Origin of the sequence: Plantibacter sp. RU18 (genome assembly GCF_050613355.1) — a bacterium.
In the GTDB taxonomy this organism is placed as follows: Bacteria; Actinomycetota; Actinomycetes; order Actinomycetales; family Microbacteriaceae; genus Plantibacter.
The window spans coordinates 2862157-2878314 of the sequence record NZ_CP159618.1 but is presented as its reverse complement, the minus strand read 5'-3'; the positions used below and the strand labels follow the sequence as shown (position 1 = coordinate 2878314).

Genomic DNA, 16158 nt, shown 5'->3' with positions numbered 1-16158 from the left:
TCAGGCTTGCATCGGACCGAAGGACGTGTCAGGCGACCGGCGGCAGCTCCGCCAGGAACGCGTCGTGCAGGAGTCCGTTCGTCGCGAGTGAGCTGCGCGCGGCGATCGTGTCGATGCCGTCGATGTCGGTGAACCGCCCGCCGGCCTCGATGATGATCGGGACGTGGGCGCCGAGGTCGTACTCCTGGACCCCGAACTCCGCCACGGCGTCGATGGAGCCTTCGGCGAGCAGCATGTACGGCCACATGTCCCCGATGGCCCGATCGCGCCACAGCGAGCCGCACAGGGCCAACAGCTGAGGGACGCGTCCGACCGAGGCCCACTGCGCGATGCTCTGGAAGCTGAACGAGGCGTCTGCGAGCGCGGAGACACCTGAGACGGCGAGGCGGCGGGGCTCGGTCTCACCGAAGCGGAGACCCCACGCGCCGTGGCCGATGGCACCCCACCACCGGTTGTGCATCGCCGGTGCGCTGACGACGCCGACCACGGGGACACCGTCGACCGCGAGTGAGATGAGCGTGGCCCAGTTGGGGACGCCGCGCAGGAAGTTCGCGGTGCCGTCGATCGGGTCGATGATCCATTGGCGGTCAGTGGGACCCTGGGCGCCGTACTCCTCGCCGAACACGCCGTCGTCCGGACGTTCCTCCGAGATGATCGCGCGGATGGCCCGCTCGACGGCGAGATCGGCGTCCGTGACGTGGGAACGGTCCGGTTTGGTGTCGATCTCGAGGTCGCGGGCCTCGAAGCGCGTCATCGCGATCGCGTCGGCGGCATCGGCGAGACGGAGGGCGAGTTCGAGGTCGGCGGGGGAAGCAGCGGTCTGGTCGGTCACTTCTTCAGGATATGGTCGTGCGGGCGCCGGACTCGTTCGACAGGCCCTGAAACCGCCGCTCGCGACACGCCGACGTCCTCGATTTCGCATCCAGGTGGAACTGCTGGTAGTGTCATATCTCGGTTCGGAACGCTCCGAAACCACGCACCTCTAGCTCAATTGGCAGAGCAACTGACTCTTAATCAGTGGGTTCCCGGTTCAAGTCCGGGGGGGTGCACCATCACCACCGGCCCCGTCTTCGGACGGGGCCGTTGTCGTTTCTCCCAGGGCGTCGGAGAACGCTCCGCACGCGTTTCGCGACACCCTCCCGTCCGTATCGCGTCATCGGGCCGTCGCGTGTGGCGAGGCATGAGACCCTGGAAGGGTCAGCGATACGGCGGGATCGGGTCCTGCCCGTCACTGACGAAGCCTTCGCGGTGGTCACCCCGCCACCCGGAGCAGAGCGTCGGCTGGGCGTCACCGCCCGCCAGCGCCGTGGCGCCTCATCGATTCGGGTTCGATGAGGCGTCACGCCCCCGCGATGAGGTCGCGGGTCGACATGCGAACGGCCGCCCACCGAGGTGGACGGCCGCAGATGCACTTCAGGTGTGTTCAGCCGATCGAGCTGCGGCGCGCGGGCACCGGATTCACGAGGCTCGCGTCGATGAACTCCGGCTCGGCCCAGACGGTGATGGGGTAGTGCTGCGGTTCAAGCAGTGTCCGCTCGACGAGTGTGGGTTCGGCGAACGCTGCCGCCTCGATGTCCTCGGCGTCGTCGGCGTCGTCAGTCGCAACCTCGGACTGCTCTGCGGCCGGCACGCCGGTCTCGGATCCGGCGTCGTCCAGCGTCGACTCGGTCGGGGCTTCAGCAGCGACGGGCGAGTCGACAGCGGTCTCGGCCACTGCCTCGGTCTCGGTGTCCTCTGCCTGGCGACCCCACAGACGCCAACCCCGACTCGGCGTCTCGGCGACGCGGACTGTCACGGCGGCCTGCTCGAGGTCGATATCCGTTGCGATCTCGTGAGCGAGCTGCTGCGCGTAGACCTCGTGGAAGATCTCGTCGCCGGAGTCCGGTGCCCGGCGAGAGAGGACCCATGCGCCGTTCGCGCCGAGCTCACCAGCCAACCTGGCGTGGACGAGATCGAACAGCTGCTTCTCGGTCAGCTTCGATGCGGAGACAGGTGCTGCGTGGCGTCGGCGACCGAACATGGCGGGCCCTTCATCGAAAGCGGAGCGTCCCTGGAGCTGGACTGCCCTTATTCTCGATCACGGAGCCCGGAAAGACGCGGAGACACGCGGGCAGCCGCCTCAGTTCTCGGGATCGCAGCCGTCGCGTGGTAGTGCGCGCCGCGCGAACTCAGCGGTCGAGCTCTGCCTGCTTGCTCTCGTCGAGCACGGTGCTGATCGCGAGGGCGAGCGAGATCCCCCAGCTCAGCCAGAGCAGGATGAGCTTCCAATCGCGGGGGCCCTGACGAGTCGCCTGGAGCGCTGAGATCCCGCCGAAGACCGCGGAGATCATGCTGCCGTTGAAAAGGTATTTGCGCATGGGTTCACGCTAGCCGGTAGGGGTGGTCTCCCGCATCCGGGCTTTCCTTCGGGCGCTCGGCTGTGCTAGCGAACGCGCGCTTCGCGAACGCCAGTGACGCCCGCAGCTGATCGAGCCGGAGCGCGTCGCCGCCGGACGACGGCAGATGCACCTCGGCGACGATGCTGCCGGACCACTCGGTGGTGCGCAGCAGTTCGAGCACCTCCGCGACTGGCTGGTCGCCGGCTCCGGGCAGGAGATGCTCATCCAGGAAGGCGCCGCGGGGGGAAGGGGCGGTGCCGTCGCACAGGTGGACGTGGCGGAGCCTGCTCCCGAATCGGGTGGCGATCTCGAGCGAATCCTCGCCGGCGAGCGCCGCGTGGGAGAAGTCCAGGGTGAGTGCGGCGCAGTCCAGCGAAGCCGGGTCGTAGCCGAACGCGAACGGCTGCACCGTGAGTCCTCGGCTGCTGAAACACGCCATGTTCTCCACAGCCACTTCCAGCCCGTGCTCCTCGCTCAGTTCCGCCACGAGGTCGACGAAGGCCTTCGCGTAGCGGCGTTGCCAGCGGAACGGCGGGTGCACGACGACGGTCGACGCGCCGACGGCTGCGGCGAGCGCTGCCGACCGGCGGAGCTTCTCGCGGTGGTCCCGCCCCCAGACGAAGGCGGTGCGTGTGAGGACCGGTGCGTGGATCGACAGGATGTCGAGTCCGAACTCGGCCGAGAGGGCGAGCAACGTCGGAGCGTCCTGCGTCGCCCGATGCTGTGTGACCATGACTTCGACACCGTCATAGCCCGCCTCGGCGGCAAGCTCGAAGGCGCGTCGGGTGTCGAGCGGGTAGACGCAGGAGGTGCTCATGCCGTGGCGGATCATCACGGCAAGCATATGCTCGCCGTCTGAACACGCGGTTTCGCCGTGCGGAACGCTGCTAGCCTGAGGGGCGAACCCGAGCAACCCGGGAGGGTCATCATCACCAGATATTCCGCGCCCGATGGCGGATCAGCATCGACCTTCGACTTCATCGTCGTCTCGAACAGAATGCCCGTCGACCGCGTCGTCGACGAGGACGGGACTGAAAGCTGGCGGACATCGCCAGGCGGTCTCGTCACCGCGCTCGAGCCGGTCATGCGCGGGGCCGACGGCGCCTGGATCGGGTGGGCGGGTGCCGCCGACCTCGAGATCGAGCCGTTCGAGAACGACGACATGTGGATCATCCCCGTGCCGTTGTCCGAGGACGAGATCGCCCGCTACTACGAGGGCTTCTCGAACGACACGATCTGGCCGCTCTACCATGACGTCATCGCGCCGCCGAGCTACCACCGTGAATGGTGGGACTCCTACGTCCTCGTCAACCGTCGGTTCGCGGAAGCGGCCGCGGCTGCGGCAGCCCCCGACGCCACGGTCTGGGTGCAGGATTACCAGCTGCAACTGGTGCCGAAGCTGCTGCGCGAGCTCCGCCCCGACCTCACGATCGGCTTCTTCAACCACATCCCCTTCCCGGCATACGGGATCTACTCCCAGCTGCCCTGGCGTCGCCAGATCATCGAGGGTCTCCTTGGCGCGGACGTCATCGGCTTCCAGCGGGTCGCCGACGCGGGCAACTTCTCGCGCGCCGTGCGCCGTCTCTTCGGCTACGAGACGAAGGGTGCGGCGATCCAGGTCCCGCTCGACGCAGCCCTCGTCTCGGTCACGACCGACGCGGCGCCGGTCGCCTCCAAGCGGGGCGCGCCGTTCCGGACGGTCATCGCGCGTCATTTCCCGATCTCGATCGACAGCCAGGGGTATCAGGCGCTCGCCCAGCGCCCGGACGTCATCGCCCGTGCCAAGCAGATCCGGGAGGAGCTCGGCAATCCGGAGACGATCATGCTCGGTGTCGACCGCCTCGACTACACGAAGGGCATCGGTCATCGGCTGAAGGCCTTCGGCGAGCTGCTACGCCAGGGGAAGCTCGCCGTCGAGGACGTCACGCTCGTCCAGGTCGCGAGTCCGAGTCGTGAACGTGTCGAGACGTATCGGCAACTGCGCGACGACATCGAACAGACGGTCGGGCGCATCAACGGTGACTTCGGCACCATCGGACACACCGCGATCCAGTACCTCCACCACGGCTATCCGCGCGAGGAGATGGCGGCGCTGTACCTCGCGGCCGACGTCATGCTCGTCACGGCCCTCCGCGACGGCATGAACCTCGTGGCCAAAGAGTACGTCGCCGCTCGGTACGACAACGACGGTGTGCTCGTCCTCAGCGAGTTCGCCGGAGCCTCCGACGAGCTCAAGCAGGCGTTGAAGATCAACCCGCACGACATCGAGGGGATGAAGTCCGCGATCCTGCAGGCCGTCCACATGACGAAGGCCGAACGGAGCCGCCGCATGCGTGCGCTCCGGAAGCGGGTCATGGAGTACGACGTCGCCCGCTGGTCCGCTTCGTTCCTCGACGAACTGCACCGCGTCCGCGACGAGCAGCACACCACGACGCAGGGGAGCGCCGCGCAGTCATGAGCGCCACCGACGAGCCCACCGACACCCTCGGAGGGCTGCCCCTCGGGTTGCGCGCCGAGCTCCGCCGTCTCGCAGACGTCCCGAGTCTCCTGGTCGCCCTCGACTTCGACGGTACGCTCGCTCCCGAGGTCGACGACCCCGAGCAGGCCCGTGCGCTCCCCGCAGCGCGCACTGCTGTCCTCGCACTCATGGACCTCCCCGGCACCAGGGTCGCACTCGTCTCCGGACGGTCGATCGACAGCCTCATCGCCGTGGCCGACCTCCCGGATCAGGCACTGTTCGCCGGGTCGCACGGCGTCGAGATCCGACTCGACAGCCCGGACGACGCTCTCGCGCTCGACGACGAGGAACGTGAACAGCGCGAGACGCTCCAACGGATCCTCCAGGACGTCGCAGAGGGTTACGATAATGTCTGGATCGAGCGGAAGCCTGCAGGGTTCGCCCTGCACACCCGGCTCGCCAATGAAGAAGACTCCAGGATCGCCCACCTCGAAGCACTCGCCCACACGAAGGACGAGTTCGGCGCCCTGACGGTTCGAGAGGGCAAGAACGTCCTCGAGTTCTCGCTCAGGAGTGCTACCAAGGGCGAAGCCGTCGAACACCTCCGGCGGTACACCAGAGCAGATGCCGTGTTCTACGCGGGCGATGACGTCACCGACGAGGACGCCTTCGGCGCTCTCGGCCCGGGAGACCTCGGGGTGAAGAGCGGTCAGGGCGTGACCGCCGCCGACTTCAGGGTCGAAGGCCCCTCCGAGATCGCACGCGTGCTCGGCATGCTCGCGGAATATCGAAGCAACAAGGAAGCCGTAGACTCTTAAAATGCCAGAGATCGACATCAAACCACGCAGTCGCGCCGTCACCGACGGCATCGAGGCGACCACCTCGCGCGGAATGCTCCGCGCGGTCGGTATGGGCGACGAAGACTGGGACAAACCCCAGATCGGCATCGCGAGCTCGTGGAACGAGATCACGCCGTGCAACCTCTCCCTCGACCGGCTCGCGCAGGGCGCCAAGGAAGGCGTGCACTCCGGAGGCGGATACCCGCTGCAGTTCGGCACCATCTCCGTCTCGGACGGCATCTCGATGGGTCACGAGGGCATGCACTTCTCGCTCGTCTCCCGCGAGGTCATCGCGGACAGCGTCGAGACCGTCGTCATGGCGGAGCGACTCGACGGCACCGTCCTGCTCGCCGGTTGCGACAAGTCGCTGCCCGGCATGCTGATGGCGGCCGCCCGTCTCGACCTCGCCTCCGTATTCCTGTACGCCGGTTCGATCGCTCCGGGCTGGGTCAAGCTCTCCGACGGCACGGAGAAGGAAGTCACCATCATCGACTCCTTCGAGGCCGTCGGCGCGTGCAAGGCCGGCAACATGAGCGAAGCCGACCTCAAGCGCATCGAGTGCGCCATCGCTCCCGGCGAGGGTGCCTGCGGTGGCATGTACACCGCCAACACCATGGCGTCGGTGGCTGAAGCGCTCGGCATGAGCCTGCCCGGCTCCGCTTCGCCGCCCTCCGCCGACCGTCGCCGCGACTACTTCGCCCATCGCTCGGGCGAGGCCGTCGTGAACATGCTGCGACTCGGCATCACGGCACGCGACATCCTCACCGAAGAGGCGTTCGAGAACGCGATCGCCGTGGCGATGGCGTTCGGAGGGTCGACGAACGTCGTGCTGCACCTCCTCGCGATCGCCCGTGAGGCCGAGGTCGACCTCACCCTCGACGACTTCAACCGCATCGGCGACAAGGTTCCGCACGTCGGCGACCTCAAGCCGTTCGGTCAGTACGTCATGAACGACGTCGACCGCCACGGCGGCGTGCCCGTCGTCATGAAGGCGCTGCTCGAGGCGGGCCTTCTCCACGGAGACTGCCTCACCGTCACCGGCAAGACGGTCGCCGAGAACCTGGCGGAGATCAATCCCGATCCGATCGACGGCAAGGTCATCCGCACGCTCGACAACCCGATCCACGCGACCGGCGGCATCACCGTGCTGAAGGGCTCGTTCGCGCCGGAGGGAGCCGTGGTGAAGACTGCCGGCTTCGACGCCGACATCTTCGAGGGTCCTGCCAGGGTGTTCGAGCGCGAGCGCGGTGCCATGGATGCACTCACCGAAGGCAAGATCGCCAAGGGCGACGTCGTCATCATCCGCTACGAAGGGCCGAAAGGCGGCCCCGGTATGCGCGAGATGCTCGCGATCACCGCAGCCATCAAGGGCGCGGGTCTCGGCAAAGATGTACTACTGTTGACGGACGGTCGATTCTCAGGCGGCACAACCGGACTGTGCATCGGCCACATAGCACCCGAAGCGGTGGACGCAGGTCCAATCGCATTCGTGCGCGATGGTGATCTGATACGGGTCGATATCGCTGGCCGCTCGCTCGACCTACTCGTCGACGATGCAGAGCTGGAAGCCCGCCGCGAAGGCTGGGCGCCTCTTCCCCCGCGCTATACCCGTGGCGTTCTCGCAAAGTACTCTCGACTCGTGCACTCCGCAGCGGAGGGCGCGATCACGGGGTAACCGAGCAATTCGTTCGTGCATCTCATCGCTAAGGAATCATCATGCCCGCGGAGTCTCAACCCGTGCCTCATCCCAGAACACCGGCGGCACAGGCCGCCCCGGAGATCCTGACGGGAGCCCAGGCGATCGTCCGATCGCTCGAGCTCCTCGGGGTCACCGACATCTTCGGTCTGCCCGGCGGAGCGATCCTGCCGACCTACGACCCGTTGATGGACTCGACGAAGCTCCGTCACATCCTCGTCCGGCACGAGCAGGGCGCCGGTCACGCGGCCGAGGGCTATGCCGCAGCCGGTGGCGGGATCGGCGTCTGCATCGCGACGTCCGGTCCTGGCGCGACGAACCTCGTCACCGCCATCGCCGACGCCTACATGGACTCCGTGCCGATGGTCGCGATCACCGGCCAGGTGTTCTCGACGCTCATGGGTACCGACGCGTTCCAGGAAGCGGACATCGTCGGCATCACCATGCCGATCACGAAGCACTCCTTCCTCGTGAAGACGCCCGAAGACGTCCCTGCCGCCATTGCGGCGGCCTACGAGATCGCTGGGACGGGACGTCCCGGGCCGGTGCTCGTGGACATCACGAAGGATGCTCAGCAAGCCGAGGCGCCGTTCATCTGGCCACCGAAGGTCGATCTGCCGGGCTACCGGCCGGTCACCAAGGCTCACGGCAAGCAGATCCACGCGGCGGCGCAGTTGCTCGTGAACGCCAAGAAGCCGGTGCTGTACGTCGGCGGCGGCGTCATCCGTTCGAAGGCTTCCGCTGAGCTGCTCTCGCTTGCCGAGGCGATCGGTGCTCCGGTCGTCACGACGCTGATGGCGCGCGGGGCATTCCCCGACTCGCACCACCAGCACCTCGGCATGCCGGGTATGCACGGCACGGTCCCGGCCGTGCTCGCGCTCCAGGAATCCGATCTGCTCGTCTCCCTCGGTGCTCGTTTCGACGATCGGGTGACGGGTAAGGCGTCGCTGTTCGCGCCACATGCCAAGGTCGTGCACGTCGACGTGGACCCTGCGGAGATCTCGAAGATCCGCATCGCGGACGTCCCGATCGTGGGCGACGCGAAGGACGTCATCGTCGACCTGCAGTCGGCGTTCGAGGCGGCGTCGCGTGAGGTCACGCCCGACATCACCGAGTGGTGGTCCTACCTCGACGGTCTCCGCGAGGAGTTCCCGCTCGGCTACTCGGCACCGACCGACGGCCTGCTCGCTCCGCAGTACGTGATCTCCCGGATCGGTGAGCTCACGGGCCCCGAGGGTGTGTTCGCCTCCGGTGTCGGTCAGCATCAGATGTGGGCGGCACAGTTCATCAAGTACGAGCGTCCGAACTCGTGGCTGAACTCCGGCGGTGCCGGCACGATGGGCTACTCGGTCCCGGCCGCCATGGGCGCCAAGGTGGCCCAGCCGGATCGCCATGTCTGGGCGATCGACGGCGACGGCTGCTTCCAGATGACCAACCAGGAGCTCGCGACCTGCACGATCAACAACATCCCGATCAAGGTCGCGATCATCAACAACTCCTCGTTGGGCATGGTCCGTCAGTGGCAGACCCTGTTCTACGACGGCCGGTACTCCAACACCGACCTCAACACCGGTCACGACACCATCCGGATCCCGGACTTCGTCAAGCTGGCCGAGGCGTACGGTTGCCTCGCGATCCGCGTGACGAAAGAGGACGAGGTCGATGCCGCGATCAAACTCGCCCTCGAGACGAACGACCGTCCCGTCGTCATCGACTTCGTGGTGAGCGCCGACGCGATGGTGTGGCCGATGGTGCCGCAGGGCGTCAGCAACAGCTACGTCCAGTACGCCAAGGACCACAGCCCGTCGTTCGATGAGGAGGCCTGAGCATGAGCAGCCACGTCCTGAGCCTCCTCGTGGAGGACAAACCCGGTCTGCTGACGCGTGTCGCAGGCCTGTTCGCCCGCCGGGGATTCAACATCGAGAGTCTTGCGGTCGGCCACAGCGAGATCGCGGGTCTGTCGCGGATCACCGTCGTCGTCGACGTCGAGGAACTTCCGCTCGAGCAGGTGACCAAGCAGCTGAACAAGCTGATCAACGTCATCAAGATCGTCGAGCTCGACCCGGCTCAGTCGGTCCAGCGCGAGCACCTGCTCATCAAGGTCCGGGTCGACAACTCGACCCGTTCCCAGGTGCTCGAGGCCGTCAACCTGTTCCGCGCCCGCGTGGTCGACGTCGCCCAGGATGCCCTCGTCATCGAGGTCACGGGCGACTCCGGCAAGACCACGGCACTGCTCAAGGTGCTCGAGCCGTACGGCATCAAGGAGATCGCCCAGTCGGGCCTCCTCGCGATCGGCCGTGGCTCGAAGTCGATCACCGAACGCGTCTTCAAGAACTAGTCGCCATCCAGCGACTCATGCGAAACCACAACCAAGGAGAGAACCACCAGTGACTGAGATTTTCTACGACCAGGACGCAGACCTGTCGCTCATCCAGGGCAAGAAGGTTGCCGTTATCGGCTACGGCTCGCAGGGCCACGCTCACGCGCTCAACCTCCGCGACTCCGGTGTCGAGGTCGTCATCGGCCTGAAGGACGGCTCGAAGTCGATCGCCAAGGCTGAGGAGCAGGGCTTCACCGTCAAGAACGTCGCCGACGCCTCCGCGTGGGCCGATGTCATCGTCATCCTCGCTCCCGACCAGTTCCAGCGCACGATCTTCTCGGAGTCCATCAAGGACCAGCTGGCACCCGGCAAGGCGCTCGTCTTCGGCCACGGCTTCAACATCCGCTTCGGTTACATCGAGGCCCCTGAGGGCGTCGACATCTTCATGGTCGCCCCGAAGGGCCCGGGCCACACCGTCCGTCGTGAGTACGAAGCGGGCCGCGGCGTCCCCGTCATCGTCGCCGTCGAGAAGGACGAGACGGGCAGCGCCTGGTCGCTCGCCTGGTCCTATGCCAAGGCGATCGGTGGCCTCCGTGCCGGCGGTATCAAGACGACGTTCACCGAGGAGACCGAGACCGACCTCTTCGGCGAGCAGGCAGTCCTCTGCGGTGGTGTCTCCCAGCTGATCCAGTACGGCTTCGAGACCCTCACCGAAGCCGGCTACCAGCCGCAGATCGCGTACTTCGAGGTGCTCCACGAGCTGAAGCTCATCGTCGACCTGATCTGGGAGGGCGGCATCGCGAAGCAGCGTTGGAGTGTCTCCGACACCGCCGAGTACGGTGACTACGTCTCCGGCCCGCGCGTCATCGACCCGAGCGTCAAGACGAACATGCAGGCTGTCCTCAAGGACATCCAGGACGGCACCTTCGCCAAGCGCTTCATCGAGGACCAGGACGCCGGAGCTCCCGAGTTCCTCGCACTGCGCAAGAAGGGCGAGGACCACCCCATCGAGGCGACCGGTCGCGAGCTGCGCAAGCTCTTCGCCTGGAACGCGTCGAACGACGACGACTACGTCGACGGCAGCGTGGCCCGCTAGTCACCACCCGCCGTGCCGCACTGCGGCGGCTGAGCCGAACGCCCGTCCCGAATCCTCGGGGCGGGCGTTCTGTCGTTCAGGCCTGCTCGCTCGGGCTCTGGACCGGCTGCAGGAAGATCTCGATGACCGGCACGGGCGCGGCAGGCGTTGCAACGGGGAGGTGGAGGGTGACCGTCCCCTTGTCGGGTCCCTTGGGCTGCGTGTGCTGGTTCGGGAGGTCGTGCTCCGGGCGGTGCACGCGGAACGGTACCTCCGAACCGTCCGACAGAAGCTGCGCATACCGGACCCGGCCGGCGAGCGCCGGGAGGTGCAGATGAACGAATGGCCACGAGAACACGTGGACGTACAGGCGGTCGCCGCGCTGTGTGTATCGGACATCGGTCGGGCTTGCGTACTGCGATGGCCCGCACCCACGGATCGAACGCTCGTTGACCGCGAACCAGGCGGCGAGCACGTCGAGCCGCTCGATCGCGCGTGGATCGATGGTCCCGCGTGCCGTTGGTCCGATGTTCAACAGCATGTTGCCGTTCTTCGAGACGGAGTCGACGAGCATCTTCAGGAGGAGTTCGGCGGACTTGTAGTCGAGGTTGTCGCGGTCGTACCCCCAGCTGCCGTTGAGTGTCTGACACGCCTCCCAACGGATCGGCGCGCCGTCGTGGCCGGTCGGTGTGCTGGCCGGTTGATACTGCTCTGGGGTCGTGACGTCTCCCGGGACCTCGAGACGGTCGTTGATCAGGATGTTCGGCTGGAGCTCGCGGATCATCTCGACCAACTCGATCGACCCCCAGTCGGTGGCCCCCTTGCCGGGGAGTCCCTCGATTCCCTGCGAATAGCTGAAGTCGAAGAACAGGTAGTCGATCTGTCCGTAGTGCGTCAGGAGTTCTCGCACCTGCCCGTGGAGGTACTCGCGGTACCGGGGCCAGCGTCGATCGGTGTTCGCCGTGATCGCCGCGGGATCGTCTCGTCGAGGGTGGATGCCGTCGACGGTGAAGTCGGGATGATGCCAGTCGATGAGCGAATGATAGAACCCGATGCGCAGTGCCTCCGCTCGGAACGCGTCGACGAACTCGGCCACGAGATCGCGTCCTGCAGGCGTGTGCATCGAGGTGAATTCGGTGAGGGCCGAGTCCCACAGGCAGAACCCGTCATGGTGCTTGGTCGTCAGCACGGCGTACCGGAACCCTGCCGCCCGAGCCCGTCGCGCCCATTCGCGTGGCTGGAACAGATCCGGATCGAAGTGTTCGCGATAGCGCTCGTAGTGCTCGGCCGACAGATGCTCCCGCGACTGCACCCATTCGTGGCGCGCTGGTAGGGCATACAGGCCCCAGTGCAGGAAGAGCCCAAAACGCGCGTCGTCGAACCAGGTGTCGTCGGGAGGCTGGATGGTGATCTCGCTCACGTGGGGCCCTTCGGTCGGCATGCTCGTTCACGGTGACGTGGGTGGCAGGCTAACACGAAACATCGGATGTCTGGGTGTTCGGATCAGCGTTCAGCGGAGCCCATCACGCGTTCGCTCCGACCGCTTGCGAGCGAGCTGCGGGCGGCGAGCGCGAGCGCGAGGGCCGAGACCGCTGAACGACCGGTCACGCGTATGGGGGAGCGGTGGTGCTCGACGCAGTCGATGAAGTACTTGGCCTGGCGTCGATACGGGTCGGTGGCATCGATCGGATGCCCGTTCATGGCCGCCGCTGAGCCGAGCGCGTCCAGGCGGAGCGGGGCCGGCTCGCTCGGTCCCGCGCTCGCGAATCGGTGGGTCACGAGGCCTGTGCTCCCGACGACCTCGATGGCAGAGGTGAAGCCGAACGCCTCCGGGTTCTGCATGGAGGTGAGCACCCGCCCGAGGCCGCCGTCCGCGTACTCGACAGTCGTCACGGTCGGGCCGTCCGGTCGGCCGCGCTCGGCTCGGACCGAGAGCGGAGTTCCGAGGTGCAGGTTCAGTTGGTCGAAGTCGTGGATCGCGAAGTCCACCAGGTGCCCACCGGAGCGGCGTTCGTCCTGCCACCACGGAGACGCGGGTGCGGGCGGGCTCAGCCGCTCGGCCGTCGCAGTGAGCGGTGTTCCAACCGCTCCGTCGCGGACGGCATCGCTGATCGACTCGTAGCCGCCGAAGAACCGGACGACGTGCGCGACCATGATGATGCCGGCGCTCGACTCGGCCTCGTGCAGGATCGCCATCGCGTCGCCGACCGTGAGTGCGATCGGTTTCTCCAGCAGGACGTGCTTGCCCGCCCGGAGTGCTCGGATCGCGAGGTCACGATGGGTGTCCGTCGGCGTGCAGATCGAGACGATCCCGACCGCTGGATCGTTCAGGACCTCGTGGATCGAGGTCGTGAGTCTGGCTGCAGGAGCATCGATGATCGGCTGCGGGTTCCGTGCCGAGCAGAGGTAGGCGATGTCGTCCCCGCGTCCTGCGCCGGCGAACGCCCGTGCATGCGCGCGTCCCATGGCTCCGGTGCCGACGATGGCGATGCCGGCTGTCACGATGTCGCTCCGGGCCGTACCGGTTCGAGCGCGTGCGCCACTCGGGCGAACAGCGCGTCGTCGACGTCGCCGCCGAGCGACCTGATACCGAACATCGCTGCACCGAGCAGCCCGTCGGCGACGGGCACGAGCACGGCGCCGCCGGCGGCGCCGGACAATCGTTCCGACGCTCCGGGCAGTGTCGGCAGGATGCCGTCGACGAGGACACTGCCGCCGACGACGAGGGCCTGGTGGTTCCGGCCGGCATCGGCGCCGCCCACGGCATCGACGAGCGCCACCAGGTGGTCGACTGCCGCGTCGACGATCTGCGCGGCGACGTCGTCCTGCGGGACGGCGAATGCGAGCGGTGCGAATCGCGCGATCGAGACCGGAGGCCCGGTGTTCGCCACTCGGATCAACTCCTCCAGCGTCATCGAGCGACGGCGCAACGCGGACTCGATCGTCGGACCATCGGCCGTCGGGAGCGTCAAGGCTTCGCAGACGAGAGCGGTCAGCCGGGTCCGGGGTCCGAGGCCGTCCAGGTCGGCCGTGACCGCCCGGAGCATCCGGCGTGCGATCCAGAAGCCTGACCCGCCGTCACCGAGCAACCATCCCGCACCGCCAACCTCCTGCACGACCCGGCCACCCGCGACGCGCCCGGCCACGCTCCCGGTGCCGGCAACGAGCACGACGCCGTCGGTGGACGCCGAGCCGGAGCCGAACATGCCGAGCAGATCGGACTCGATCACGATCCGGTCGAACCCGAGGGGTGCCAGGTGGTCCAGCAGCGTGGCGCGGTAGAGGTCGGACAACTGACCCGCCTGAGTGATCGCAACGATGGACTCCGGCGCGATCGACAGGGAGGGCTGATCCAGACGGGCGCGTGCGAGCGCCAGCGTTGCGGCGTGGGCGATCTGCGCAGCAGCGGATTCGATGCCCGAGGACGTCGGATTGCCGCCGGCTGCGCGAGCCGTCCCCAGACACCGTCCAGCGGCATCGAGCAGCGCCGCGCGAGAGGAGGTGCCTCCGGCGTCGATCGCCAATGTTGTTTTCATCATCGTCATCATCTCGAAACATGTTGCCGTGGGGCACAACGTACTGTAAGAATCAGTTTCGCGTCACTCCAACGAAGGAGAAAAGGAATTTCCATGACTGTTCCCATCCGCACCGTTCCACCGGTCGAGCACGCCACTGGCGTGACCAACCGGATTCGGTCGCGGATGCCGGAGATGTCTGGGGTCATGACGCGCATCGCGCAGTATCTGCTCGAGAAGCCGGACGCGCCGCTCACCCTGACGATCGGCGAACTGGCGGCCGACTCAGGTGTCTCGCCGGCGACGATCACCCGGTTCTGCCGCATCATCGGGTACACCGGCTACGCGCCGTTCCGGGTCGACCTCGCGAAGGACTTCGGTCGCAGCTCGGCGCACGACTCCTGGCGGACCGACATCGGCCGGAGCTTCGGGCCGGACGACTCGGCGACCGACGTGCTCAGCACCCTGCTCAACGCACACACCCGCACCCTGCGTGAGACGGCCGATGTCATGGACCTCGCCGTCATCCAGCGCATCGCAGCGGCCATCGCCGCCAGTACCAACGTCGACATCTACGGCGTCGGCGGGAGCGCGATGCTGGCCGGGGAGATGCAGGCGCGACTGTATCGGATCGGGATCAGCACGCACACTTGGTCCGAGGTGCACGCCGGACTGACGAGCGCCGCGATCCAGGGTGTCGATTCCGTGGCGTTGGGCATCTCCAACACCGGGCGCACCGAGGAGACGATCCAGATGCTGCGGCAGGCCGGGCGCTCCGGTGCACTCACCGTCGCGATCAGCAACAACCCGGACTCGCCGCTCGTCGCCGAGGCGGAACTCGCCATCATCACCTCGGCCCACGAACGCTTCCTGCAGCCAGACGACCTCTCGGCCAAGCACGGGCAGCTGTTCGTCCTCGACCTGCTCTACCTACTCGTCGCGCAGGAGAACTTCGACCGGACCACCCAGCTCCTGGCGGCATCGGCACTCGCTGTCGCGTCGCACCGCCGGCCGACGAGGGCGGGCGCCCTGTCCGAGACCCCGTCCCGCGTGGACGCCCTGAGAGGATGAGCATGACCGTCACATCGAGCAGCACCTGGACCGAACACATCGAGGACTACGCCGACCAGGTGTCGAGCCGCCTCGCGGACATCACCGCGGCTGCGCGGGCTGGCGAACTCGACCCGGCTGTGGAGCTCCTGGTCGGCGCGATCGAGCGCGGGGCCGTCATCCAGGCGTTCGGGACGGGACACTCGGAAGCCTTCGCGATGGAGATCGCCGGACGCGCCGGCGGGTTGATCCCGACGAACAAGATCGCCCTGCGCGACGTTGTCCTGCGTGGTGGGCGATCGGTCGAGGACCTGGGCGGGGCGGCCCTCGAGCGCAGCGGTGACGTCGCGGCGGAGCTGTTCGCGATCTCACCCATCGGTGCGGGGGACGTCTTCATCATCGCCTCGAACTCCGGTGTCAACGGCTCGATCGTCGGTCTCGCGCTGCTCGCCAAGCAGCACGGCCATCCGGTGATCGCCGTGACTTCGCTCGAACACACATCACGGGTCGAGCCGAAGCACGCGAGTGGTCTGCGGCTGTCCGAGGTGGCGGACGTCGTCCTCGACAACCGAGCCCCGTTCTGCGACGCGACGATCGAGGTCCGCGACGGCGTCCCGGTGGGCGCTGTGTCCTCGATCACCGCCGCCTATCTCGCGCAGCTGCTCACGATCGGCGTCGCCGAGACGCTCGCTCGGACCGGCGAGACCCCTCCGCTCTACATCTCTGCAAACATCCCGGGCGGCGACGAGCACAACAGCGTGCTCGAGGACCGGTACCGCGGCCGGATCCGCCGCGACGCGTGAACGACCTCCCTGACCAGAAGCACC

At 67.1% G+C, this 16158-nt stretch carries 15 protein-coding genes and 1 tRNA gene; 9 read left to right on the top strand and 7 right to left on the bottom strand.

What is annotated here, in order from left to right; genetic code table 11:
- Positions 1-28 precede the first annotated feature (28 nt).
- Entirely contained in the window at positions 29-832 is an 804-nt protein-coding gene (locus ABMA10_RS13815) for an inositol monophosphatase family protein (protein ID WP_347869193.1), read from the bottom strand.
- 144 nt (positions 833-976) lie between these two features.
- On the opposite strand from ABMA10_RS13815, the gene ABMA10_RS13810 reads away from it, so the two are divergent.
- Positions 977-1052: transfer RNA gene (locus tag ABMA10_RS13810), tRNA-Lys, on the top strand.
- A gap of 371 nt (positions 1053-1423) precedes the next feature.
- On the opposite strand, the gene ABMA10_RS13805 is transcribed toward ABMA10_RS13810, so the two are convergent.
- The 3 genes from ABMA10_RS13805 to ABMA10_RS13795 form a co-directional block, all read right to left on the bottom strand.
- Positions 1424-2020 (bottom strand): hypothetical protein, encoded by a 597-nt coding sequence (locus ABMA10_RS13805; protein WP_347869194.1) that lies wholly within the window; start codon positions 2018-2020, stop codon positions 1424-1426.
- A 148-nt stretch (positions 2021-2168) separates the two neighbouring features.
- Complete coding sequence (locus ABMA10_RS13800; protein WP_347869195.1) at positions 2169-2357, bottom strand: hypothetical protein; 189 nt, start codon at positions 2355-2357, stop codon at positions 2169-2171.
- A gap of 4 nt (positions 2358-2361) precedes the next feature.
- Entirely contained in the window at positions 2362-3195 is an 834-nt protein-coding gene (locus ABMA10_RS13795) for a sugar phosphate isomerase/epimerase family protein (protein ID WP_431030622.1), read from the bottom strand.
- Positions 3196-3375: 180 nt separating this feature from the next.
- On the opposite strand from ABMA10_RS13795, the gene ABMA10_RS13790 reads away from it, so the two are divergent.
- From ABMA10_RS13790 to ilvC, 6 genes are read left to right on the top strand one after another with little or no spacing between them, the layout of a single operon-like run.
- A complete protein-coding gene (locus ABMA10_RS13790; RefSeq protein ID WP_347869198.1) occupies positions 3376-4836 on the top strand; it encodes an alpha,alpha-trehalose-phosphate synthase (UDP-forming) in 1461 nt (486 codons plus the stop codon).
- Entirely contained in the window at positions 4833-5654 is an 822-nt protein-coding gene (gene otsB / locus ABMA10_RS13785; RefSeq protein ID WP_431030621.1) for a trehalose-phosphatase, read from the top strand. The genes ABMA10_RS13790 and otsB overlap by 4 nt, the downstream gene beginning before the upstream one ends.
- A 1-nt stretch (position 5655) precedes the next feature.
- Positions 5656-7350 (top strand): dihydroxy-acid dehydratase, encoded by a 1695-nt coding sequence (gene ilvD, locus ABMA10_RS13780; RefSeq protein WP_347869200.1) that lies wholly within the window; start codon positions 5656-5658, stop codon positions 7348-7350.
- A 41-nt stretch (positions 7351-7391) separates the two neighbouring features.
- A complete protein-coding gene (locus ABMA10_RS13775) occupies positions 7392-9197 on the top strand; it encodes an acetolactate synthase large subunit (RefSeq protein WP_347869201.1) in 1806 nt (601 codons plus the stop codon).
- A 2-nt stretch (positions 9198-9199) separates the two neighbouring features.
- Entirely contained in the window at positions 9200-9709 is a 510-nt protein-coding gene (gene ilvN / locus ABMA10_RS13770) for an acetolactate synthase small subunit (RefSeq protein ID WP_347869202.1), read from the top strand.
- Between the two features lie 49 nt (positions 9710-9758).
- Positions 9759-10787 (top strand): ketol-acid reductoisomerase, encoded by a 1029-nt coding sequence (ilvC, locus tag ABMA10_RS13765; RefSeq protein ID WP_347869203.1) that lies wholly within the window; start codon positions 9759-9761, stop codon positions 10785-10787.
- A 76-nt stretch (positions 10788-10863) separates the two neighbouring features.
- Here the strand turns inward: ilvC and ABMA10_RS13760 are convergent, their stop codons facing one another.
- The 3 genes from ABMA10_RS13760 to ABMA10_RS13750 all read right to left on the bottom strand — a co-directional run bounded on the left by ABMA10_RS13760 (position 10864) and on the right by ABMA10_RS13750 (position 14305).
- The gene (locus ABMA10_RS13760) at positions 10864-12186 is read right to left on the bottom strand and encodes an alpha-L-fucosidase (RefSeq protein WP_347869204.1); all 1323 of its coding nucleotides are present in this window, start codon (positions 12184-12186) and stop codon (positions 10864-10866) included.
- A gap of 83 nt (positions 12187-12269) precedes the next feature.
- Positions 12270-13268: a Gfo/Idh/MocA family protein gene (locus ABMA10_RS13755; RefSeq protein ID WP_347869205.1), complete on the bottom strand. Its 999-nt coding sequence runs from the start codon at positions 13266-13268 to the stop codon at positions 12270-12272.
- Positions 13265-14305, bottom strand: coding sequence for an N-acetylglucosamine kinase (locus ABMA10_RS13750; protein ID WP_347869206.1), 1041 nt, complete (start codon positions 14303-14305; stop codon positions 13265-13267). Before ABMA10_RS13750 ends, ABMA10_RS13755 begins: the two co-directional genes overlap by 4 nt.
- Positions 14306-14395: 90 nt before the next feature.
- Between ABMA10_RS13750 and ABMA10_RS13745 the strand changes: the two genes are divergently transcribed.
- Positions 14396-15352 carry a MurR/RpiR family transcriptional regulator gene (locus ABMA10_RS13745; RefSeq protein ID WP_347869207.1) on the top strand — a complete coding sequence of 319 codons (957 nt, stop codon included), beginning with the start codon at positions 14396-14398 and terminating at the stop codon, positions 15350-15352.
- Positions 15353-15354: 2 nt separating this feature from the next.
- Entirely contained in the window at positions 15355-16134 is a 780-nt protein-coding gene (locus ABMA10_RS13740; RefSeq protein WP_431030620.1) for a sugar isomerase domain-containing protein, read from the top strand.
- Positions 16135-16158: the final 24 nt, after the last annotated feature.